Genomic DNA, 19,730 nt, shown 5'->3' with positions numbered 1-19,730 from the left:
ATGCGAATAATTGTCTACGGCAGTTTACGGCGCAAACAGGGAAACAGTCACTGGATGACCAATGCGCAGTGGCTGGGTGATCACCAGATTGAAGGCTTTGAGCTTTATAGTCTGGGCCATTATCCCGGCGTTATAGAGGGCAATGGAGCGGTACATTGTGAGGTGTACCGCATTGATGCCTCAACCCTGGCGGAGCTGGATGCGCTTCGCACCAAAGGGGGAGAGTACAAACGATTTCTGACTCAGACGCCGTTTGGCAGTGCATGGCTTTATGTTTATCAACGCTCAGTGGCAGGACGCCAGCGCATTATGAGTGGTGACTGGCTAAAGCGTGATGAGGAGCCAGAGGCCTGAACAAAAACACCGTCCATTTGGACGGTGTTTTTTTTTTCGACTTACAAACCGGCAGCAGAATTACTTCTTCTGTGCGCGCTCATAAGAGGAGATGATTTCAGCTTTAGCGGCTTCGGCGTTATCCCAGCCATCCACTTTCACCCATTTGCCTTTTTCCAGATCTTTGTAGTGTTCAAAGAAGTGGGTGATCTGTGCACGCAGCAGTTCTGGCAGGTCGTTCACATCTTTGATGTGATCGTACTCTTTAGAAAGCTTGGTGTGCGGAACGGCAACCAGTTTGGCATCTTCACCAGACTCGTCGGTCATTTTCAGCACGCCAACCGGACGGCAGCGGATCACGGAGCCTGGGACCAGTGGATACGGGGTTGGAACCAGTACGTCAACCGGATCACCATCCAGAGAAAGGGTATGGTTGATGTAACCGTAGTTGCACGGATAGAACATGGCGGTAGACATGAAACGGTCTACAAACAGGGCACCAGACTCTTTATCAACTTCATATTTGATCGGATCAGCGTTCGCTGGGATCTCAATGACAACGTAGATATCTTCTGGCAGGTCTTTACCTGCTGGCACCTGGTTCAAACTCATCTGGTATTCCTTCAGTAGTCGTATGTTGAGTGTCGGCTATTATAGCCAACTGACTCTGAATGTATGCCCCCTTTTTGGCGTTTCGGAATGCGCCCAAACGCTACTTAGCTGCCACAAACAGTGAAACAATGCCTGCGGCAATCAGTGGCCCTACTGGCACGCCACGAAAGAACGCGACGCCTATCACCGTACCAATCAGCAGACCTCCGATTACAGAGGGTTGTACGCTCATAAAATTCACGCCACGACCGCCCAGCCAGGCGACAAAAATCCCCACCAGAATCGCCACAATCGACTTCCAGTTGGCAAAGGATTTGATTAAGGTGGAGGCGGGCAATGAGCCGCTGGCCAGCGGCGCCATGACTGCCACAGTAAGAATAATGATGCCTAAGGTAATGCCCTGTTTTTCGACGTAGGGGAAGAACTGCGCCAGCGGGGTAATTTTAATCGCCAGCAGCACCAGAATCGAAATTGTGACCGCATTGTTGTGTACGAAATAACTCAGCACGGCGAGGCAAATCAGAATGATGGTCGAGGCGTAAGCAGCCATGGTTTCTCCCTGAAGGTTATGGAACGCACTGACTTCCGCCAGTGCAAAAGCCAGTTATCGATCAGCAGTCATCGGGATTCGCACAACTGCCTTTAGAAAGTGATTGCAACATCAGCGCCTGATTACGTACCAGGCTCAGATGCTGCGCGCTCAGGGCCACGCTACCCAGTGTTCCCTGAGAACTGAGCTGACTGCGACTCGCCTCCAGCCAGCTGTCGCGGTAGCTCAGCCAGGCACGCTGAGCGGCACGCAGTTTGTTCTTCGGTTCGCCGGAGAGCGTTTTCATCAGCTTGTTGTACTGCTTATTCATCGCCTGATCCCAGACCTTGCTTGCTGCCGCGTAGCACTGATTCATTGCAAGAGTCGTTGAGGCATTATTGAGGCAGCGATCAGGCGAAGCGTCTGACGGCATATCCTCTGCCAGCGCCGATGTGCTGAGGCAGATCAGCATCAGAAACAAACCTGGTTTCATTCTTTTCTCCGGATAACGGATGGGCGGCAATCAGCTTGATGGATGTTTCTGTGATGATCAAGTTGTTAACACTAATCAGCGTTAAAGTTTCGGACCGTTACTGCCGATAATTCCTCCGCTTTGAGGCCGCTTGAAATTCGCCTTTTCACATACACGGAAACTATCAGGATGAAACAGTTATCACTTCGCACGGGGTTGCTGGCTTTGCTGGCATTTATGACACTGCTGCTGTTGGCGGTGAGTTCTATGGGTATCGTGGCAATTAACAAAGGAAACCGCTCGCTGGATGTGGTTAACCGCATTCAGGGGATCGAGCTGAACAGTCTTTATAAGAGCAATTCAGATCTGATGCGTGCCCGCGCTAACGCGGCGCTGGCAGTGCGTAAAATTGAAATTGGTATGCTGGAAGAGGGCGCGGCAGTTACAAAACTCTCACAGGCGGATGTGGTGTCATCACAACTCAACCTGAAGCGCTTTGTGGACGCAGGAACGGTGACGGCGCACGGTAAGATGCTGGCGGATGCGGTTTCAGCCAGTTACAAAGCCTATCTCGACCAGGGCATCAAACCGATGATGGACGCGCTGGATAAGCAATATACCGACGAATATTACCAGCTGCTGGAAGGCAACCTGGCAACACTGGCGGCCAGTTACGATAAGGCGGTCACTGACTTCAGCCAGTTTGCTGACCAGGTCACGCAGGCTCAGCTGGTGCAGGCGGCCCAAAACGAAACCAAAATGAAAATCCTGATCGGTGTGGCAGGGATATTAACGTTGCTGCTGCTGGTGCTTGCCTGGCAACTGCTGCGCCGGATGCTGCTGCAGCCGCTGAACCAGGCGATTGTCCATCTTGAGCAGATCGCGGCGGGTGATCTGTCGCAGGCGCTGCCACCGTCCAGCAACAATGAGCTGGGCCGGCTTAACCATGCACTGAGCGGGATGCAGGACTCATTGCGGACCTCAGTGAGTCAGGTGCGTGAAGCGAGTATGCAGATCGACATCGGCAGCCGTGAACTGGCGGCCGGTAACGTCAATCTGTCTCAGCGCACCGAAGAGTCCGCCGCCTCGCTGGAGCAGACGGCGGCCAGTATGGAGCAGCTTACAGCCACCGTGCGACTTAACGCCACAAATGCTCAGCAGGCGAACCAGCTGGCAAGCGCGGTCTCCGATACTGCCGATCGCGGCGCTGAGGTCGTCAGCTACGTGATGGAAAAAATGAATGAGATCACCGAAAGCGCCAATCGTATCGGCGACATTCTCAGCGTGATTGATGGCATCGCTTTCCAGACTAACATCCTGGCGCTCAATGCCGCCGTGGAAGCGGCGCGTGCAGGCGAGCAGGGCCGTGGCTTTGCGGTGGTGGCAAATGAAGTGCGCACGCTGGCACAGCGCAGTGCTAACGCAGCCAAAGAGATCCGCACGCTGATCAGTGACTCACAGTCTCGGGTGAAAGAGGGCAGTGAGATGGCGACGCGCGCCGGGGAAACCATGGATGAGATTTCTGGTGAGGTGATGCGCGTCACGGCACTGATGAAAGAGATCTCGATGGCCTCCGACGAGCAGAGCCGTGGCATTGAGCAGGTCAATCTGGCCGTCACGCAGATGGATGCCGCGGCTCAGCAGAACGCCGCGCTGGTAGAGCAGGCAACCGCTGCGACTCAGTCGCTGGAAGCACAATCCGACCAGCTTCAGTCAACGATGGCGCAGTTCAGATTGCAGACAGCGTAAAAAACAGATAGGGCGCGAAATCGCGCCCTATCTATATGACTTTTTATACTACTTCCGGATTAACCCTGACGGCAATCCGGGAACTCAGCCAGGAAACGCTCAACGTCGTTCACCATCGCCTCGTTACCGCAGTAGAACGGGCAACGCTGATGCAGCGTGACCGGTGGAATATCCAGAATACGTCTCTGACCGTCGGTCGCTTTACCGCCCGCCTGCTCGGCCAGGAACGCCATCGGGTTGCACTCATACAGCAAACGTAGCTTGCCCTGAGGATGGCTGGCGGTACTTGGATAGAGGTAGATACCGCCTTTCAGCAGATTACGGTGGAAATCCGCAACCAGCGAGCCGATGTAACGTGAGGTATAAGGACGATGCGTTGGCAGATCCTCTTCCTGACAGAACTTCAGATATTTCTTCACACCCTGCGGGAAACGAATGTAGTTACCTTCGTTGATCGAATAGGTGTATCCGGTTGGCGGATAGGTCATACGTTCGTGACTGAGGCAGAATACACCCAGTGACGGATCATAAGTAAACGCATGCACACCTGCGCCGGTGGTATAAACCATCATGGTGGATGAGCCGTAGACCACGTAACCGGCAGCAACCTGCTTGTTGCCTGGCTGCATGAAGTCCGCTTCAACCACTGGCGTGCCGGGTTCGCTAACGCGATGATAAATAGAGAAAATGGTGCCGACGGAAACGTTAACGTCGATGTTAGAAGAACCATCCAGTGGATCCATTAACACCACGTACTTACCGTTTTCCTCACCTTCAAAGATAACGAACTCGTCTTCTTCCTCAGAAGCGATACCGGCGACGATGCCACGTGCTTTCAGTGCTGCCTTCAGTTTTTCGTTGGCAAACAGATCAAGCTTCATCTGCTGTTCACCCTGAATATTCTCCACGCCGCTGGCACCGAGAATATCCACTAAACCGGCTTTGTTGATGTCGCGGTGGATAATTTTGGCACCCAGCTTGATAGCTGAAATCAGCGCCGTCAGTTCACCTGTGGCGTGCGGAAAGTCGTGCTGCTTCTCGACGATAAATTCGCCCAACGTTTTCATAACACATTCCCTGAATCTTCGATGGAGTGGCAGCACGCGTAACAGTCTGCCAACGGATGCGTACGCAGTTTAGCCGAATGAACTTCAAAAACCATAGTCCTAATCCGTTTCTTCCGTCTGCGAGCGGCGTTACACTGTGCGCCGAACTTTTGAGTAATGGATCATGTTATGCGCATTCACATCCTCGGGATTTGTGGCACTTTTATGGGCGGTCTGGCGATGCTGGCACGTTCACTTGGTCATCAGGTGACCGGTTCAGACGCCAACGTTTATCCGCCAATGAGTACCCTGCTCGAACAGCAAGGCATTGAATTAACGGAAGGTTATGACGCCAGCCAGCTGGATCCGATGCCTGACTTAGTCATCATCGGCAATGCGATGACGCGGGGTAATCCTTGCGTGGAAGCCGTACTGGAACGCAACATTCCCTACCTCTCTGGCCCACAGTGGCTGCACGATTTTGTGCTGCGCGATCGCTGGGTACTGGCAGTGGCCGGAACCCACGGTAAAACCACCACAGCAGGCATGGCAGCGTGGATTCTCGAGGCATGCGGCCTTGAACCCGGCTTCATTATTGGTGGTGTACCAGGGAACTTTGATGTCTCAGCAAAATTAGGAAAAAGTCCATTCTTCGTCATTGAAGCGGATGAGTATGACTGCGCGTTTTTCGACAAGCGTTCCAAGTTCGTCCATTACTGTCCGCGTACCCTGATCCTCAACAACCTTGAGTTTGATCATGCTGACATCTTTGATGATCTGCGGGCGATCCAGAAGCAGTTCCACCATCTGGTGCGGATCGTGCCGGGTCAGGGCAAGATCCTGTTGCCGGAACATGATCCTAACCTCAAACAGGTAATGGCGATGGGCTGCTGGAGTGAGCAGGAGAGCGTTGGCGAGCACGGGCGCTGGCAGGCGAAGAAGCTGACCAACGATGCCTCTCACTGGGAAATCTGGCTCGACGGCGAAAAAGTCGGGGAAGTGAACTGGGGCCTGGTTGGCGAACACAACATGCACAATGGCCTGATGGCGATTGCGGCCGCGCGGCATGTCGGTGTGAAGCCGGAAGATGCAGGCCAGGCGCTGAACACCTTTATCAATGCACGTCGCCGGCTGGAGCTGCGCGGTGAAGTGAACAGCATCAAAGTCTATGATGACTTCGCGCATCATCCGACCGCGATTCTGGCAACACTGGCTGCGCTGCGCAGTAAAGTGGGCGGCAGAGCACGTATCCTGGCGGTACTGGAGCCACGCTCCAACACGATGAAGATGGGCGTCAGCAAAAACGATCTGGCCCCGTCTCTGGCGCGGGCTGATGAGGTCTTCCTGTTCCAGCCTCACCATATTCCGTGGCAGGTTTCAGACGTGGCAGAAGCGTGTATACCGCCTGCGCACTGGAGTGCGGATATCGATACCCTGGTCGAAATGGTGGTCAAAGCCGCTCAGCCAGGCGACACGATTCTGGTCATGAGCAACGGCGGGTTCGGCGGTATTCATCAGAAGCTGCTGGACAGGCTGGCCTGATATGACAGGCGCCCGACAGGGCGCTTATTTTGCAGGAAAATCCTGGTAAATCCTTTCATCTCTTGCCGTTACAAATCCGCTCAGACTTCCTGCCCTGGCCGTGCGCCGTCTGAGCACGTCTGCCATGGCATTACTTCGCTTCGGCCAGCTCGCGCAGATACTGGAAAATCTGACGTGCAGACTTCGGCGGCTTATTGCCCGCTTTCTCTTTCTGCGCGTTACGAATCATGCTGCGTAACTGCTGACGATCGGCTTCGGGATAGAGCGCGATCACATCGCCCATCGCCTCATCGCCCTGCTCAATCAGACGATCGCGCAACATTTCCAGTTTATGGAACAGCGCAACCTGCTGATTGTGGCGATTATTGAGCTTGTCCAGCGCAACACGAATCGGCTCCACATCTATACTGCGCAGCAGTTTACCGATCAGCTGCAGCTGACGGCGGCGACCCTCTTTCTTAATGCGCTGCGCCAGTTCAACTTCGTTACGCAGGCGCTCATCCAGCGGGATTTTATCCAGCGAGTTTTTACCCAGATCAACCAGTTCGGCACCCAGGCGCTTTAACTCTTCTGCATCGCGTTTAATTTCACTCTTACTGACCCAGATAATCTCTTCATCTTCTTCTTCGTCATTATCTGGCACATCGTCGAGCCACTCATCGGGCTGTTTGGTCATTTCCGGGCTCCCAAAAAAAAGAGGCTAATCGTACCAGTTTATCGGGTGACTGCGAAATTGTTCTCTGACTCTGATAGACTCAAATCATTCACACATAAGATTATGGGCAGGTCGATGAACGTATCTACTCAGGTTGCAGAACAGCGAAAAGTCCTGGAGCAGGCCATTGCGCAGGCACTTGAACTGGCTAAAGCAAGCACTGACAGCGCGGAAGTGGCAGTAAGTAAAACTACCGGCATCGGGGTCAGCACCCGCTATGGCGAAGTGGAAAACGTCGAATTCAACAGCGATGGTGCGCTGGGCATCACCGTCTATCATCAGAATCGTAAAGGCAGCGCCTCATCGACCGACCTCAGTCCGGACGCCATCAAACGCACCGTGCAGGCGGCGATTGATATTGCGCGCTACACGTCGCCCGATCCGTTTGCCGGCCCGGCTGACGCGGAGTTACTCGCGTATGATGCGCCGGACCTGGATCTCTACCATCCGTGGGAGATTGACGCCGACCGCGCCATTGAACTGGCGGCACAGGCGGAGCAGGCGTCGCTGCGTGCAGACAAGCGTATTACGAACACCGAAGGGGGCAGTTTCAATAGCCACGTCGGCATCAAAGTCTTTGGCAACAGCCACGGTATGTTGCAGAGCTATTGCTCAAGCCGCCACTCGCTCTCCAGCAGCGTCATTGCCGAGCAGGATGGCAATATGGAGCGTGATTACGCCTATACCATTGGCCGTGCGTTTGAGGATCTGAAAAGCCCGGAGTGGGTGGGTGCAGAGTGCGCACGCCGTACGCTCTCCCGTCTGGCTCCGCGTAAACTGCCGACCATGAAAGCCCCGGTGATTTTTGCTTCTGAAGTGGCGACCGGCTTGTTTGGTCATCTGGTGGGCGCGATCAGCGGTGGCAGCGTGTACCGTAAATCGACCTTCCTGCTGGATTCCATGGGGCAGCAGATCCTGCCGGAGTGGCTCACTATTAATGAGCAGCCGCATCTGCTGAAAGGGCTCGCCTCCACGCCATTCGACAGCGAAGGGGTGCGGACTCAGGCGCGCGACATCATCAAAAATGGTGTGCTGCAGACCTGGCTGTTGACCAGCTATTCAGCCCGTAAACTGGGCCTGACCAGCACCGGTCATGCTGGTGGCATCCATAACTGGCGCATTGCGGGCCAGGGCCACAGCTTTGACGAACTGCTGAAGCAGATGGGCACCGGATTAGTGGTGACTGAACTGATGGGCCAGGGCGTCAGCGCCATTACTGGGGACTACTCACGCGGTGCAGCCGGTTTCTGGGTCGAGAATGGCGTTATTCAGTACCCGGTCAGCGAAGTCACTATCGCCGGAAATCTCAAAGAGATGTGGCGCAACATGGTGACCATTGGTGACGATATTGAAACCCGCAGTAATATCCAGTGCGGTTCCGTGTTACTGCCTGAGATGAAAATAGCGGGACAATAAGATGGATTTCTGAAGCAGCCTGCAGGCTGCTTTTTTTTCATCACAATAAAAAGGAAATAATGATGCGTAAGCATGTGATTGCAATGTTGTCGGCTTCTCTGTTGTTCTCCAGCGTCAGCCTCTATGCGGCGGATCTGGAAAAGGATATGGACACGCTGAATGCGAACCTGAAAATCGTCAAGAAAAGTGACAATGCTCAGGAGATGCAGCAGGCGTTAACCAAAATGCGTGCCGCGGCGCAGGATGCCAAAAAATCAACGCCGGATAAGCTGGAAGGTCAGCCTGCTGACAGCGCGCAGGTCAAAGATTATCAGGCGGGCCTCGATTCGCTGATTGCGCAGATCGACGTGGTCAGTGCACTGGCGAAAGCCAACAACGTGGATGGCGCTAAGCGCGAAGCTGCTAAATTTGATGACATCCGCAATACCAACCATAAGAAATTCCGTTAATCAGATCGCCGGTCACCCTGACCGGCGATTTTTACCATCACTTCTGCTTATTACCGCGCCGTAAAGCCTCTTGCAACGCGCCTGTCGCCGCACAACATCGTCGTCTTTACCTGTTAAAACCCGCATTTTGCGCATTATGCGACGCCTGTCGCACAAAGCGTGCAGGCTGCGATCTGACGCACAACCTTCACGTCAATTTCCACTTACTGCTGGAAATGTTGCCTCTCCACAGTCGGGGTGATGACCGTTAATTTATTTTTAACGCGAATTATCCGATTTAACAGGAGTAGCAAGGTGAGCAATAAGGGCGTCCCGGTGTATGAAGCGTCACCGGAGAAAGTGCAGCAACTGGCTGACAGCGTAATGACGCAGATTGCGGCGCTCTATCAGCAGCATGGCATTCAGCCCAACGCGGTCCAGCAGCAGATGCTGCAATCCCATGTCGGCGCCATGGCGTCACGCTCGCTGAGCGGAGAGCCGCTGCCGGACGTGGAAGCGGAGCTGTTTGAAGATATTCCACCGGAAACCGTGGCACTGGCGCAGCAGGTGGTCGATCTGTTTGGCAATCTGCCCCGGGAAGAGGCCTGGCTGCTGTCAGTGCATATTGAAGTCGCGCGATCCAACAACTAGAGAGGAAGACAACATGGTAACAGTAGTGATTGGCGATCGTTTAGGTAAAGGCCAGAAAGTGGCTATTGGCATCGAAAAAGCAGGTGGCCGTGCTGTTGTGGTACCCGGTGTGGCGGCTGATATGAAACTGGGTGACGTGATGAAGGCAGAAAATGCCGATTTCGGTATCTCCTTCTGCGGCAGCGGCGGCGCTGGCGCCATTACCGCCCAGAACAAATATGGCTACAAAGCAAAGCATGGTATGCGCTCTATCGATGAGGGCGTCACCGCCATTAATGAAGGTGCCACGGTACTGGGTTTTGGTTTCATGGATAAAGAAGAGTTAGGCGAGCGGCTGGTGCAGGCCTGGAACAAGAAGCACGGCAGCTGATTATGAAAGAACAATACGTTACTCAGGTGACGGTCGAAGGCAAAGGCGATACCAAAGCGAAAGCCTTTGCAGACGCGCTGAGTCGGGTGCAAAACCAGGTTCTGCGCGCGACGCAAAAAATTCTGCTGCGCATCGAACCGCAGGATGTCCGGGTGCTGTGCGCGCAGGAGAGCGTCAAAACCGAGAAGTTTCTCTTCTTCTTTCTGGCACGTCAGCGGCGAAGCTTCAGCGTCACCCTGGAGATCACTGTCAGCGTCACCGTTTTCGACACCGAACGGGTGACGTTTACGGCGGCATCGTAAAACAGAACCTGTTTACATCAGCCCGCTACTGAACCGAATCTCAGCTGTCGCGATAGCGCGACGCTAAGACCGGAGCGACGCGGGCGCTGAGGCAGGATGGGTAAAAACGACAACAAGGTACAACAACATGTTTTTAATCATTTTGTTTAAGTCGTTGATCATTGGCGGACTGGTCGGTGTGGGTGTGGGGGCGGGTGCTGCACGCATGTTCCACGCGCCCACCACCCAGGGCATGGGCGCCTTTCGTACGCTGGGCGAGCTGAACTCGTGCGAAGGCGATCCGGCCTCTCATTTCTCCTTTGGTCTTGGCTTCTTTTTCAATGCCTGGGCATCGTCGGTTGCAGCCGGTTCATTCACGCAGGATGTCGATCACCGCATCATCCCAAACTGGGGCGCGGCCGCGCTGATGGTGAAGAATCGTAATGTGGCAGAGACGCTGCACGACCCGAAAAAAATGGCCATCGCCTGCGGCATTATCGGCATGATCGTCGTTGCCTTTCTCAACTCTACCGCGTCAGCTGTTCCCGCTGCGCTGCAGGTTACCGCAGTCAAAGTGCTGGTGCCCGCCGCTAACCTGCTGGTGAACACGGTGATGCCGGTAATCTTCTGGCTGGCAGCAATCGACGCAGGTAAAAAGTCAGGCTTCTGGGCCACCATTTTTGGCGGTCTGGCACAGCTAATCATGGGCAACGCCGTGCCTGGGCTGGTGCTGGGTATTCTGATCGGCAAAGGGGTGGAAGAGAGCGGCTGGAATCGGGTTACCAAAGTGATGATGACCGCTATCGTGCTGCTGTTTGTGCTGAGCGGCTTCTTCCGTGGTTTCGATATGAAGCTGCTGCAGTCCTTCCAGCTCGGCATTCCCGGCTGGCTCGACATGATCCACAACTCAGTCAGCGGCAAATAAGAGGCGATGCGATGAACGAAAATAAAGGCTTCTGGTATGCCGACTGGTCTTTCCCGATCTTTGTTGGCCTGCTCTCCTCGGGTGTCTTTGCCGGGACGCACATGTATTACCTCTACGGCATCGGCGCGTTCAACGAAGTGGCATTTGTGTCGATGCTGCGCGCAGGCATGGAGACCGGCGTCTACGGCGCAGTCGCCGCTTTTGGTGCCAGTTTCCTGTTTGCCCGCATTATTGAAGGTTCACTGGTGGGCATTCTGGATATCGGCGGGGCGATTCAGACCGGCGTCGGCCTGGGCGTGCCGGCACTGCTGCTGGGCGCGGGCATCGTCTTTCCGGTAGCGAATTTTGCGGCCTCGCTGGTGACGGGCCTGGTGATTGGTGTGGCGATTGGCTACCTGATTATTCTGGCGCGTAAATTCACCATCAATCAGAGCGACTCCACCTACGGCGCAGACGTGATGATGGGAGCCGGTAATGCCTCAGGGCGCTTTCTGGGTCCGCTGATTATCCTGTCCGCCATGGCGGCCTCGATTCCGATTGGTCTGGGTTCGCTGCTGGGTGCGCTGCTGTTCTATCTCTGGAACAAGCCGATCACCGGCGGTGCGATTCTCGGCGCGATGATCCTGGGTGCACTGTTCCCGATTGCTCTCTGATCTCACCGGCAGCCCGGCAGCGGGCTGCCGTTAAGGAGAAACCATGTACGACTTGATTATCCGCAATGCGCGCCTTAGCGATGAGCAGGTGGTCGACATTGCGCTGCAGGATGGCCGCATCGCCGCCGTGGGCAACGTGCAGGGCACGGCACGGCGCGAGCGCGATCTGGCGGCTCGCTTCTACCTCAGTGCGGGCTGGATCGACTCCCACGTTCACTGCTATCCCAAATCTCCCCTTTATCATGATGAAGCGGACGCGATTGGCGTAGCGCACGGTGTCACCACGGTGGTCGATGCAGGCAGCACCGGCGCAGAGCACATCGATGATTTCTACCAGCTGACGCGCGCAGCACAGACCCAGGTGTATGCGCTGATTAATATCGCCCGCACCGGCATCGTCACTCAGAATGAGCTGGCCGACATGACGCAGATCGACGGGGAGGCGGTGAAGCAGGCTGTAGCGCGACTGCCGGATTTTATCGTCGGCCTTAAGGCGCGCATCAGCGGCAGCGTGGTCGGTCAGAACGGCGTCCAGCCACTGATAAAAGCGAAGGCTATTCAACAGGCGAGCGGCGGTCTGCCACTGATGGTTCATATTGGCAATAATCCGCCCAATCTTGACCAGATTGCCGATCTGCTCACCACGGGCGACATCATCACGCACTGCTTTAATGGCAAACCCAACCGCATTCTGACGCCGCAGGGTGAACTCAAAGCAGCGGTTAAACATGCCATTGCGCGCGGCGTAAAACTTGATGTCGGCCACGGCAGCGCCAGCTTCAGCTTTGAGGTCGCCCGGGTGGCGATTGCGCAGGGCATTCTGCCCGACACCATCAGCTCTGACATTTACTGCCGCAATCGTCTGGCCGGGCCGGTTCACAGCCTGGCGCATGTGATGTCGAAATTTTTCAGCGTCGGCATGACGTTGCCGCAGGTCATCGACTGCGTGACGATAAACGCGGCCGCCGGATTGCGCCTGCTGCGTAAAGGCCAGCTGAAAGTCGGCTACGACGCCGATCTGACTGTTTTTAGCATCAAAGAGGAAACCCGGCCCTTTATCGATTCCGAAGGTGAAGAGGTCGCCGGTGAGAAGCAACTGGTTCCGCTGGCGGCGGTGGTCGCTGGTACGTGGATCGCCACTGAAGAAGGAATAGCGCATGACCTCGGTTTATGAAAAGTATGGCCTGAAGCCGGTGATTAACGCCTCTGGCCGTATGACGATCCTCGGCGTATCGACCCCATCGAGTGACGTGGTCGATACGGTGAAGTATGGCCTCGATCACTACTTCGAAATGAAAGATCTGGTGGATAAGACCGGTGCGTATATCGCCGGTCTGCTGAAAGTGGAGAACGCGCTGGTGGTCTCCTGCGCCTCGGCCGGAATCGCCCAGTGCGTGGCGGCGGTGATTGTAAAAGACAACGACTGGCTGGTGGATAACCTGCACGCCGCGCCGCTGACCGTTCCGCACCAGATTGTGGTGCCGAAAGGGCACAACGTGAACTATGGCGCGCCGGTCGGCAGCATGGTGGCGCTGGGTGGCGGGCAACTGGTGGAAGCGGGTTACAGCAACGAATGCTCACCTGCCCAGCTGGCGGCGGCGATCACGCCACAGACGGCGGCGATCCTCTATGTGAAATCGCACCACTGCGTACAGAAGAGCCATCTTGATGTGGCGCAGGCCGCGACGGTTGCGCGTGAGCATGGCCTCCCGCTTATCGTCGATGCGGCAGCAGAAGAGGATTTGCAATGCTACTACCAGGCGGGCGCCGATCTGGTGATCTACAGCGGCGCAAAAGCGATTGAAGGGCCGACCAGCGGGCTGGTGATTGGCAGACACCACTACGTTGAGTGGGTCAAACGCCAGACCAACGGCATTGGCCGCGCAATGAAAGTGGGCAAAGAGGGGATTCTGGGGCTGACCCAGGCGATTGAAAATTATCTGTCACAGCCAAAAATCAGCGGCGCGCAGATGGTGGAAAAAATGACGCCGTTTATTGAACAGCTTAACAGCCTGAACGGCGTGACAGCCCGCGTCGTGTGGGACAGTGCCGGACGCGATATCGCCCGCGCTGAAATTAAGTTCGATGAAGCCGCGATCCAGCAACGCACCGGCGATCTGGTGCAGGCGCTGAAAAAGGGCGATATAGCGATCTATTTCCGCGGCTATAAAGCCAACGAAGGAATCATTGAAGCGGATGTGCGCAGCGTCAGCGCCGATCAACTGCACACTATTTTTACCCGCATTCAGGCACTGTTAAACGGGGAGAAACACGCATGACGCTGACACCTAATTTTTATCAGGATCGTCTCTGCCTTAACGTCCTTGCGGGATCAAAAGAGAATGCGCGCGCTATCTGGCAGGCAGCAGAAGGGCACGTGCTGGTCGGCGTGCTGTCAAAAAACTACACCAGCAATGACGCCGCTATCGCTGATATGCGTGAATATGCTGCGCTGATCGATAATGCACTCTCGGTGGGCTTGGGCGCGGGCGATCCAAATCAGTCACAGATGGTCAGTGAGATTTCGGCGGTGCTGCAACCGCAGCATGTGAATCAGGTCTTTACCGGTGTCGCCACCAGTCGTGCGCTGTTGGGTCAGTCACAGACTATTGTGAACGGTCTGGTCTCGCCAACCGGCACGCCAGGTCAGGTAAAAATTTCTACCGGACCGCGCAGCGCAAAACGGCAGGATGGGATTGTGTCCATCGAAACGGCGATTGCGATGCTGCAGGATATGGGCGGCAGCTCGGTGAAATATTTCCCGATGGGCGGTCTGCAGGCGGTGGATGAGTACCGCGCTGTGGCGGAAGCCTGTGCAAAACAGGATTTCTGGCTGGAGCCCACCGGCGGCATCGATCTGGAAAACGTCGGCGAGATCATGCGCATTGCGCTGGACGCGGGCGTCAGCAAAGTGATCCCGCACGTCTACAGTTCGATCATTGACAAAGCCAGCGGAGAGACCCGCATTGACGATGTGAAGCAGCTGCTGGCCATCTGTAAAACAGTACTGGCCCGGTGATCGACACGATCTGCCTTTGACAGGCAGATCGTGCAGCATGGACGTTGCGTGACGAACGCCGTAGGCTGAAGTTTTCACTCTCTGTCAGCAAACAGGTAACGCTTGTGAGATTTCCCAATCAGCGCCTTGCGCAACTGTTCGATGCCCTGCAAAACGAAACGCTGCCTCAGGATGAGCTGGCGCGGCGTTTTGCCGTCTCGACACGCACCGTGCGTACCGATATTACGGCGCTGAATGCGCTGCTGGCAGATCATGGTGCGCAGTTTATCCTGAGCCGTGGCGCAGGTTATCAGCTGAAGATCGAGGATGCTCAGCGCTTTCAGCATCTGCAGCAGCATACCGCGTCGCCGCTGCGGGTGCCGCGTACCTCGCAGGACCGGGTTCGCTACCTCCTGACCCGTTTTCTTACCGCTGCCTATTCACTGAAACTTGAAGAGCTGGCGGAAGAGTGGTTTGTCAGCCGCGCGACCCTGCAGAACGATATGGCCGAGGTGCGCGAGTGGCTGGGTCGCTATCACCTCACCATTGAGAGTAAACCGCACTACGGCATGAAGCTATTTGGCAGCGAAGTGGCGATTCGGACCTGTCTCACCGACCTGTTATGGCAAATCGATCAGGCGATGCCAGAGAGTCCGCTGCTGACTATTGAAGCGCTGAACAGCGGCATGCTGGAGACGCTGCGTCCGCTGCTGCAAAGCTGTTTTGCGCAGCACAACATTCGCCTCAGTGATGAGGGCGAGCGCTATCTGCGGCTCTATTGCGCCGTTGCTGTGCGTCGCATCAGCGAAGGTTATCCGCTTAACGATCCCGGTGCTGAGGAGATTGGCGATGAGGTGCGTGAAGCGGCACATCAGCTGATTAATCTGATGCGTCCCCTGGTCAGCAAACCAATTTCACCCGCTGAAGAAAACTGGCTGCGGGTTAACATTGCCGCGCGGCGCATTCAGGCGATCGCTCCCAGCGCCATCAATGCCGATGACGCCGACGCGCTGGTGGATTACCTGCTCAGCTTTATCAACACGCACTACAACTTCAATCTGCAAAACGATCAACAGCTGCGAGCCGATCTGCTTACCCACATCAAAACCATGATTACCCGGGTGCGCTATCAGATTCACATCCCTAACCCGCTGCTCAGCAACATCAAGCAGCACTATCCGATGGCCTATGATGTCACCCTGGCGGCGGTGACCAGCTGGGGAAAATATACGCCTTACGTCATTACCGAGAATGAGATTGGCTTTCTGGTGCTGCATATTGGTGTCGGACTGGAGCGCCACTATGACGTGGGCTATCAGCGTCATCCACAGGTGCTGCTGGTGTGCGACAGCGGTAACTCCACGCTGCGCATGATTGAAGCGATGTTGCTGCGGAAATATCCGCAGTTGCAGGTCACGGCCCGCCTGTCACAGCGCGAGTATGAGGCGCGCAGTCGCATTGACGAAGATTTTGTCATCTCAACCATCCGGCTCAGCGAAAAAGAGAAACCCGTGGTGGTGATGTCACCGTTTCCCACCGGTTTTCAGCTGGAGCAGATTGGCAAGCTGGTGCTGGTCGATCGTACCCGGCCCTATATGTTGGCGAAATTTTTTGATGCCCAGCACTTTCATATCGTCGACAAGCCAATAACCCGGTCTGAGCTGTTTCGCCAGCTGAGCGATCAGCTGCAGGAGGAGGGGTTTGTGGATGAGGCGTTCTATCCGTCGGTCGAAGAGCGTGAAGCGATTGTCAGCACGATGCTGGGCGAAGGCATTGCGCTGCCGCACTCGCTGGGACTCCTGGCAAAGAAAACCGTGGTCTATACCGTGCTGGCCCCACACGGTATTCCCTGGGGAGACGATACCGCCTATGTCATCTTCCTGCTGGCGATCAGCAAAAGTGAATATGAAGAGGCGATGGCGATATACGATCTGTTTGTGACGTTCCTGCGTGAAAGGGCGATGACCCGACTGCGGGACTGCACCGATTTCACCTGCTTCAGGGCGGTGGCGATGGATTGCCTGAGTCGGCCATAGGCTTTTAGTTTTTCTTCGCCAGCAGGCGGGGGATCTCGCGCAGGCACCAGGATTTGGCTTCGCCCATGCTGTCGCGCCGCCACGCCATAATAATATCAACCTCGCGAGTGTATTCCGGACTCACCACGCGCAGACGGCCTTCCGCGATATCCTGCTCCACCAGTGAATAGGGCATGGTTGCGACACCCAGCCCCGCCAGCAGGGCACGGCGCTTATCATCCATGCTGCTTACGGTCAGGCGCTGCTGTTTATCCAGTAACTGCACGGTCAGCACCGGGCGCTCACGCGCGGTATCTGCCACTGCAATGCCCCGGTATTTCACCCGCGTCACTTCAGACTGAGGTTCAGGCTCGTTATGAATCGGGTGGTCAGCACTGGCGACGTAAACACTCATCATGGTGTAGAGCTTACGGGTATTGATCTCGGTGGAGGCACGGAAGTGCATATCGGGGGCGATCACGATATCGGCACGGCCCTGTTCCAGCCGCTCCCACGCGCCTGCCAATACTTCGGTAACCAGCGAAAATTGTGTATTGGCTTTGTCAGCCAGCTTTGTCACCAGCGGAAACAGTGCATCAATGGGCACCAGCGCTTCAGTAACGATGGTCAGATGGGTTTCCCAGCCACGCGCCAGCGCTTCCGCATCGGTGGTGAGCTTATCGGCCGCTTCCAGCAGTACCCGGCCACGCTCCAGCAGCATGCGTCCCACGTTGGTAAATTTAGTGCGGTGACCGGAGCGGTCAAACAGCACCACATCCAGCTCCTCTTCCAGCTTTTGCATGGTGTAGCTGAGGGCTGAAGGGACACGCCCCAGTTCATCTGCTGCTGCTGCAAAACTGCCACGTCGATCAATCGCATCCATAACGCGTAAAGATTCAAGGGTTAACGCACGCTCTTTGGCCATCCCGTTTCTCTGTCAGGAAATTTGAACATGCCGGGCAGATTAACTGGCTAACAATCCGGCGTCCAGACTTTTACCATGGGTGCATAAAGTCCGTGGCCGATCCTCGTCACCGGATGCCGGAGGTAAATAATGATAACGACACGCAGTGCGTCCGCATGTGGTCAGGCCGATTTCGGCTGGTTGCAGGGGCGTTACAGTTTCTCTTTTGGCCACTATTTTGATCCCAAACTGATGGGCTACGCATCGCTGCGTGTTCTGAACCAGGAAGTACTGGCACCGGGTGCGGCTTTTCAGCCGCGTACCTATCCTCAGGTCGATGTGCTGAACATCGTGCTGCAGGGTGAAGCTGAATACCGCGACAGCGAAGGCAACACCATCAGCGTGCGGGAAGGAGAGGCGCTGCTGCTCTCTGCCCAGCAGGGGGTAAGTTACACCGAAATTAACCTGAGCAAAGATCGTCCACTGACACGTATGCAGCTATGGCTGTCAGCCTGTCCTGAGCGCGAAAATCCGCGGATGCAAAAGATTGCCCTGACGGAAGGCCGGTTGTCTCAGCTGATCGCCTCGCCGGATGGGATAGATGACAGTCTGCAGTTGCGTCAGCAGGTGTGGATTCATCAGGTTGAGCTGGCGCCGGGCGAACAGCACTCGCTGCGGATACAGGGGCCACGCGCCTATCTGCAGTCAATTCATGGTTCGCTGGAGGCGATGTCCGGCACGGATCATCAGGAAAAGCTGGGCTGTGGCGATGGTGCGTTTTTGCAGGAAGAGAAGCTGTTGCAGCTGAAAGCGAAAACCGCGACCCGCGCGCTGGTCATCGATATTCCGGTCTGAAAATCGGGCAATAAAAAAGGCGGCCATAGCCGCCTTTTTGCGTTTTAGCGTGTTACTTCAGCATGGTAAAGGCGGTGGTAACGTGCTTCACGCCACTGACGCGGCTGGCGACATCAGCCGCGGCCTGCGCTTCCTGTTGTGTCACCAGACCCAGCAGGAACACTTCGCCATTCTCCGTCGTCACCTTCACGTTGGAGGATTTCACCTGATCGCTGCCCAACAGCTGCGAGCGGATTTTGGTGGTAATCCAGGTGTCTGACGACGTGGTGCCCAGCGTCACTTTCTGGCCGATGCGGATCTCGTTATAGACCTCGGTTGCGCCATCAACGCCCATGGTGATCTGTTTGGCACGATTGGCGATCTCCTGCGAAGGCGCCTGACCGGTCAGCAGCACTTTGCCCTGATAGGCGGTGGCGACAACGCGGGCATCGGTTTTAATCTGCTGATCTTTTGCCAGCGCGTTCGTGACGCGTAGCTCCAGCGTGCCGTCATCAACCTGTGTACCCACCGAGCGGGGATCCGTGGCCGTTTTGGTGGCAACAGCTGCGCCGCCAGCGACGACCGCCACGCAGCCCTGCAGTAGCATGGCGGTTAACAGAATAGCTATAGCATTCAATGCTTTCATTCGTGCTCCTTCAGTCATTCCTGATGGGGAAAGAGAGTGTTATCGATCAGATCGCATAAGCAATTCACGGTGAGCATATGCATCTCCTGAATACGGGCGCTGCGGTGCGACGGAATGCGGATTTCCACATCCTGCGGACCCAGCAGTCCGGCGAGCTCTCCGCCATCATACCCGGTAAGCGCAACGATAGTCATATCGCGTGTCACCGCTGCTTCTACGGCCTTAACGATGTCACGGGTGTTGCCACGGGTCGAGATGGCCAGTAACACATCACCTGCGTGTCCCAGCGCGCGTACCTGCTTGGCATAGATCTCATCGTGCAGACGATCATTCCCAATCGCGGTCAGCATCACGTTGTCGGCACTTAACGCCAGCGCCGGTAAGCTGGGGCGTTCGGTCTCGAAACGATTGATCATGCTGGCGGCGAAGTGCTGGGCATTGGCGGATGAGGCACCGTTGCCACAGCTCAGGATTTTATTGCCATTCAATAACGACTGCACCAGCGTCATGGCCGCGCGGGAGATGGCATCGGGCAACGCCTCGGCTGCGGCAATCTGAGTCTGAATACTTTCGGTAAAACACGCTTTAATTCTTTCCTGCACACGACCACC

23 protein-coding genes are annotated in these 19,730 nt (G+C 55.7%); 15 read left to right on the top strand and 8 right to left on the bottom strand.

The window, feature by feature from the left end; genetic code table 11:
* On the top strand, positions 1 to 354 hold the full coding sequence (locus NP77_RS06070) for a gamma-glutamylcyclotransferase (protein ID WP_008925784.1): 354 nt from the start codon (positions 1 to 3) through the stop codon (positions 352 to 354).
* Positions 355 to 414: 60 nt separating this feature from the next.
* Here NP77_RS06070 and ppa read toward each other — a convergent pair whose 3' ends face one another.
* The 3 genes from ppa to NP77_RS06055 form a co-directional block, all read right to left on the bottom strand.
* Positions 415 to 945: an inorganic diphosphatase gene (ppa, locus tag NP77_RS06065; RefSeq protein ID WP_003855519.1), complete on the bottom strand. Its 531-nt coding sequence runs from the start codon at positions 943 to 945 to the stop codon at positions 415 to 417.
* 100 nt (positions 946 to 1,045) lie between these two features.
* A complete protein-coding gene (locus NP77_RS06060) occupies positions 1,046 to 1,495 on the bottom strand; it encodes a DUF441 domain-containing protein (protein WP_039659419.1) in 450 nt (149 codons plus the stop codon).
* 61 nt (positions 1,496 to 1,556) lie between these two features.
* A complete protein-coding gene (locus NP77_RS06055) occupies positions 1,557 to 1,967 on the bottom strand; it encodes a lysozyme inhibitor LprI family protein (RefSeq protein WP_039659418.1) in 411 nt (136 codons plus the stop codon).
* Between the two features lie 168 nt (positions 1,968 to 2,135).
* Between NP77_RS06055 and NP77_RS06050 the strand changes: the two genes are divergently transcribed.
* Positions 2,136 to 3,695, top strand: coding sequence for a methyl-accepting chemotaxis protein (locus NP77_RS06050; RefSeq protein WP_003855522.1), 1,560 nt, complete (start codon positions 2,136 to 2,138; stop codon positions 3,693 to 3,695).
* Between the two features lie 59 nt (positions 3,696 to 3,754).
* On the opposite strand, the gene fbp is transcribed toward NP77_RS06050, so the two are convergent.
* Positions 3,755 to 4,762 carry a class 1 fructose-bisphosphatase gene (gene fbp / locus NP77_RS06045; protein WP_003855523.1) on the bottom strand — a complete coding sequence of 336 codons (1,008 nt, stop codon included), beginning with the start codon at positions 4,760 to 4,762 and terminating at the stop codon, positions 3,755 to 3,757.
* 168 nt (positions 4,763 to 4,930) lie between these two features.
* On the opposite strand from fbp, the gene mpl reads away from it, so the two are divergent.
* Positions 4,931 to 6,283, top strand: coding sequence for a UDP-N-acetylmuramate:L-alanyl-gamma-D-glutamyl-meso-diaminopimelate ligase (mpl, locus tag NP77_RS06040; protein ID WP_003855524.1), 1,353 nt, complete (start codon positions 4,931 to 4,933; stop codon positions 6,281 to 6,283).
* Positions 6,284 to 6,413: 130 nt separating this feature from the next.
* Here mpl and yjgA read toward each other — a convergent pair whose 3' ends face one another.
* Complete coding sequence (yjgA, locus tag NP77_RS06035; RefSeq protein ID WP_003855525.1) at positions 6,414 to 6,959, bottom strand: ribosome biogenesis factor YjgA; 546 nt, start codon at positions 6,957 to 6,959, stop codon at positions 6,414 to 6,416.
* A 114-nt stretch (positions 6,960 to 7,073) separates the two neighbouring features.
* Between yjgA and pmbA the strand changes: the two genes are divergently transcribed.
* The 11 genes from pmbA (at position 7,074) to NP77_RS05980 (ending at position 16,756) form a co-directional block, all read left to right on the top strand.
* Positions 7,074 to 8,414: a metalloprotease PmbA gene (gene pmbA, locus NP77_RS06030; RefSeq protein ID WP_039659416.1), complete on the top strand. Its 1,341-nt coding sequence runs from the start codon at positions 7,074 to 7,076 to the stop codon at positions 8,412 to 8,414.
* A 62-nt stretch (positions 8,415 to 8,476) separates the two neighbouring features.
* Positions 8,477 to 8,863, top strand: coding sequence for a cytochrome b562 (cybC, locus tag NP77_RS06025; protein ID WP_003855527.1), 387 nt, complete (start codon positions 8,477 to 8,479; stop codon positions 8,861 to 8,863).
* Positions 8,864 to 9,157: 294 nt separating this feature from the next.
* On the top strand, positions 9,158 to 9,493 hold the full coding sequence (locus tag NP77_RS06020) for a glycine dehydrogenase (protein ID WP_003855528.1): 336 nt from the start codon (positions 9,158 to 9,160) through the stop codon (positions 9,491 to 9,493).
* Between the two features lie 13 nt (positions 9,494 to 9,506).
* A complete protein-coding gene (locus NP77_RS06015; RefSeq protein WP_003855529.1) occupies positions 9,507 to 9,863 on the top strand; it encodes an SFCGS family glycine-rich protein in 357 nt (118 codons plus the stop codon).
* Positions 9,864 to 9,865: 2 nt separating this feature from the next.
* Complete coding sequence (locus NP77_RS06010; RefSeq protein WP_003855530.1) at positions 9,866 to 10,165, top strand: DUF4312 family protein; 300 nt, start codon at positions 9,866 to 9,868, stop codon at positions 10,163 to 10,165.
* A 127-nt stretch (positions 10,166 to 10,292) separates the two neighbouring features.
* Complete coding sequence (locus NP77_RS06005) at positions 10,293 to 11,069, top strand: DUF4311 domain-containing protein (protein WP_008925780.1); 777 nt, start codon at positions 10,293 to 10,295, stop codon at positions 11,067 to 11,069.
* Positions 11,070 to 11,080: 11 nt separating this feature from the next.
* Positions 11,081 to 11,722, top strand: a complete 642-nt coding sequence (locus NP77_RS06000) for a DUF4310 family protein (protein WP_008925779.1) — start codon at positions 11,081 to 11,083, stop codon at positions 11,720 to 11,722.
* A 43-nt stretch (positions 11,723 to 11,765) separates the two neighbouring features.
* Positions 11,766 to 12,896: an amidohydrolase/deacetylase family metallohydrolase gene (locus NP77_RS05995; protein WP_039659412.1), complete on the top strand. Its 1,131-nt coding sequence runs from the start codon at positions 11,766 to 11,768 to the stop codon at positions 12,894 to 12,896.
* Positions 12,880 to 14,001 (top strand): DgaE family pyridoxal phosphate-dependent ammonia lyase, encoded by a 1,122-nt coding sequence (locus NP77_RS05990; protein WP_039659410.1) that lies wholly within the window; start codon positions 12,880 to 12,882, stop codon positions 13,999 to 14,001. The genes NP77_RS05995 and NP77_RS05990 overlap by 17 nt, the downstream gene beginning before the upstream one ends.
* Entirely contained in the window at positions 13,998 to 14,741 is a 744-nt protein-coding gene (locus NP77_RS05985) for a KDGP aldolase family protein (RefSeq protein WP_039659409.1), read from the top strand. Before NP77_RS05990 ends, NP77_RS05985 begins: the two co-directional genes overlap by 4 nt.
* 104 nt (positions 14,742 to 14,845) lie before the next feature.
* Positions 14,846 to 16,756, top strand: a complete 1,911-nt coding sequence (locus tag NP77_RS05980; protein WP_008925775.1) for a transcription antiterminator — start codon at positions 14,846 to 14,848, stop codon at positions 16,754 to 16,756.
* Positions 16,757 to 16,760: 4 nt separating this feature from the next.
* On the opposite strand, the gene NP77_RS05975 is transcribed toward NP77_RS05980, so the two are convergent.
* A complete protein-coding gene (locus tag NP77_RS05975; protein WP_003855535.1) occupies positions 16,761 to 17,660 on the bottom strand; it encodes a LysR family transcriptional regulator in 900 nt (299 codons plus the stop codon).
* 129 nt (positions 17,661 to 17,789) lie between these two features.
* Between NP77_RS05975 and NP77_RS05970 the strand changes: the two genes are divergently transcribed.
* Entirely contained in the window at positions 17,790 to 18,494 is a 705-nt protein-coding gene (locus tag NP77_RS05970) for a pirin family protein (RefSeq protein WP_003855536.1), read from the top strand.
* A 52-nt stretch (positions 18,495 to 18,546) separates the two neighbouring features.
* On the opposite strand, the gene dolP is transcribed toward NP77_RS05970, so the two are convergent.
* Both dolP and diaA read right to left on the bottom strand, forming a co-directional pair.
* Complete coding sequence (gene dolP, locus NP77_RS05965; protein ID WP_008925774.1) at positions 18,547 to 19,119, bottom strand: division/outer membrane stress-associated lipid-binding lipoprotein; 573 nt, start codon at positions 19,117 to 19,119, stop codon at positions 18,547 to 18,549.
* Positions 19,120 to 19,133: 14 nt separating this feature from the next.
* A complete protein-coding gene (gene diaA, locus NP77_RS05960) occupies positions 19,134 to 19,721 on the bottom strand; it encodes a DnaA initiator-associating protein DiaA (protein WP_003855538.1) in 588 nt (195 codons plus the stop codon).
* Between the last annotated feature and the right edge of the window lie 9 nt (positions 19,722 to 19,730).

Source organism: Pantoea sp. MBLJ3, assembly GCF_000816655.1.
In the GTDB taxonomy this organism is placed as follows: Bacteria; Pseudomonadota; Gammaproteobacteria; order Enterobacterales; family Enterobacteriaceae; genus Pantoea; species Pantoea eucalypti.
This window is presented reverse-complemented; position numbering and strand designations above follow the sequence as displayed.

What these genes read in the sequence shown, in the direction of transcription:
- NP77_RS06070 (WP_008925784.1), top strand. Translation starts at nt 1, where the DNA reads ATGCGAATAATTGTCTACGGCAGTTTACGGCGCAAACAGGGAAACAGT.
- ppa (WP_003855519.1), bottom strand. Translation starts at nt 945, where the DNA reads ATGAGTTTGAACCAGGTGCCAGCAGGTAAAGACCTGCCAGAAGATATC.
- NP77_RS06060 (WP_039659419.1), bottom strand. Translation starts at nt 1,495, where the DNA reads ATGGCTGCTTACGCCTCGACCATCATTCTGATTTGCCTCGCCGTGCTG.
- NP77_RS06055 (WP_039659418.1), bottom strand. Translation starts at nt 1,967, where the DNA reads ATGAAACCAGGTTTGTTTCTGATGCTGATCTGCCTCAGCACATCGGCG.
- NP77_RS06050 (WP_003855522.1), top strand. Translation starts at nt 2,136, where the DNA reads ATGAAACAGTTATCACTTCGCACGGGGTTGCTGGCTTTGCTGGCATTT.
- fbp (WP_003855523.1), bottom strand. Translation starts at nt 4,762, where the DNA reads ATGAAAACGTTGGGCGAATTTATCGTCGAGAAGCAGCACGACTTTCCG.
- mpl (WP_003855524.1), top strand. Translation starts at nt 4,931, where the DNA reads ATGCGCATTCACATCCTCGGGATTTGTGGCACTTTTATGGGCGGTCTG.
- yjgA (WP_003855525.1), bottom strand. Translation starts at nt 6,959, where the DNA reads ATGACCAAACAGCCCGATGAGTGGCTCGACGATGTGCCAGATAATGAC.
- pmbA (WP_039659416.1), top strand. Translation starts at nt 7,074, where the DNA reads ATGAACGTATCTACTCAGGTTGCAGAACAGCGAAAAGTCCTGGAGCAG.
- cybC (WP_003855527.1), top strand. Translation starts at nt 8,477, where the DNA reads ATGCGTAAGCATGTGATTGCAATGTTGTCGGCTTCTCTGTTGTTCTCC.
- NP77_RS06015 (WP_003855529.1), top strand. Translation starts at nt 9,507, where the DNA reads ATGGTAACAGTAGTGATTGGCGATCGTTTAGGTAAAGGCCAGAAAGTG.
- NP77_RS06010 (WP_003855530.1), top strand. Translation starts at nt 9,866, where the DNA reads ATGAAAGAACAATACGTTACTCAGGTGACGGTCGAAGGCAAAGGCGAT.
- NP77_RS06005 (WP_008925780.1), top strand. Translation starts at nt 10,293, where the DNA reads ATGTTTTTAATCATTTTGTTTAAGTCGTTGATCATTGGCGGACTGGTC.
- NP77_RS06000 (WP_008925779.1), top strand. Translation starts at nt 11,081, where the DNA reads ATGAACGAAAATAAAGGCTTCTGGTATGCCGACTGGTCTTTCCCGATC.
- NP77_RS05995 (WP_039659412.1), top strand. Translation starts at nt 11,766, where the DNA reads ATGTACGACTTGATTATCCGCAATGCGCGCCTTAGCGATGAGCAGGTG.
- NP77_RS05990 (WP_039659410.1), top strand. Translation starts at nt 12,880, where the DNA reads ATGACCTCGGTTTATGAAAAGTATGGCCTGAAGCCGGTGATTAACGCC.
- NP77_RS05985 (WP_039659409.1), top strand. Translation starts at nt 13,998, where the DNA reads ATGACGCTGACACCTAATTTTTATCAGGATCGTCTCTGCCTTAACGTC.
- NP77_RS05975 (WP_003855535.1), bottom strand. Translation starts at nt 17,660, where the DNA reads ATGGCCAAAGAGCGTGCGTTAACCCTTGAATCTTTACGCGTTATGGAT.
- NP77_RS05970 (WP_003855536.1), top strand. Translation starts at nt 17,790, where the DNA reads ATGATAACGACACGCAGTGCGTCCGCATGTGGTCAGGCCGATTTCGGC.
- dolP (WP_008925774.1), bottom strand. Translation starts at nt 19,119, where the DNA reads ATGAAAGCATTGAATGCTATAGCTATTCTGTTAACCGCCATGCTACTG.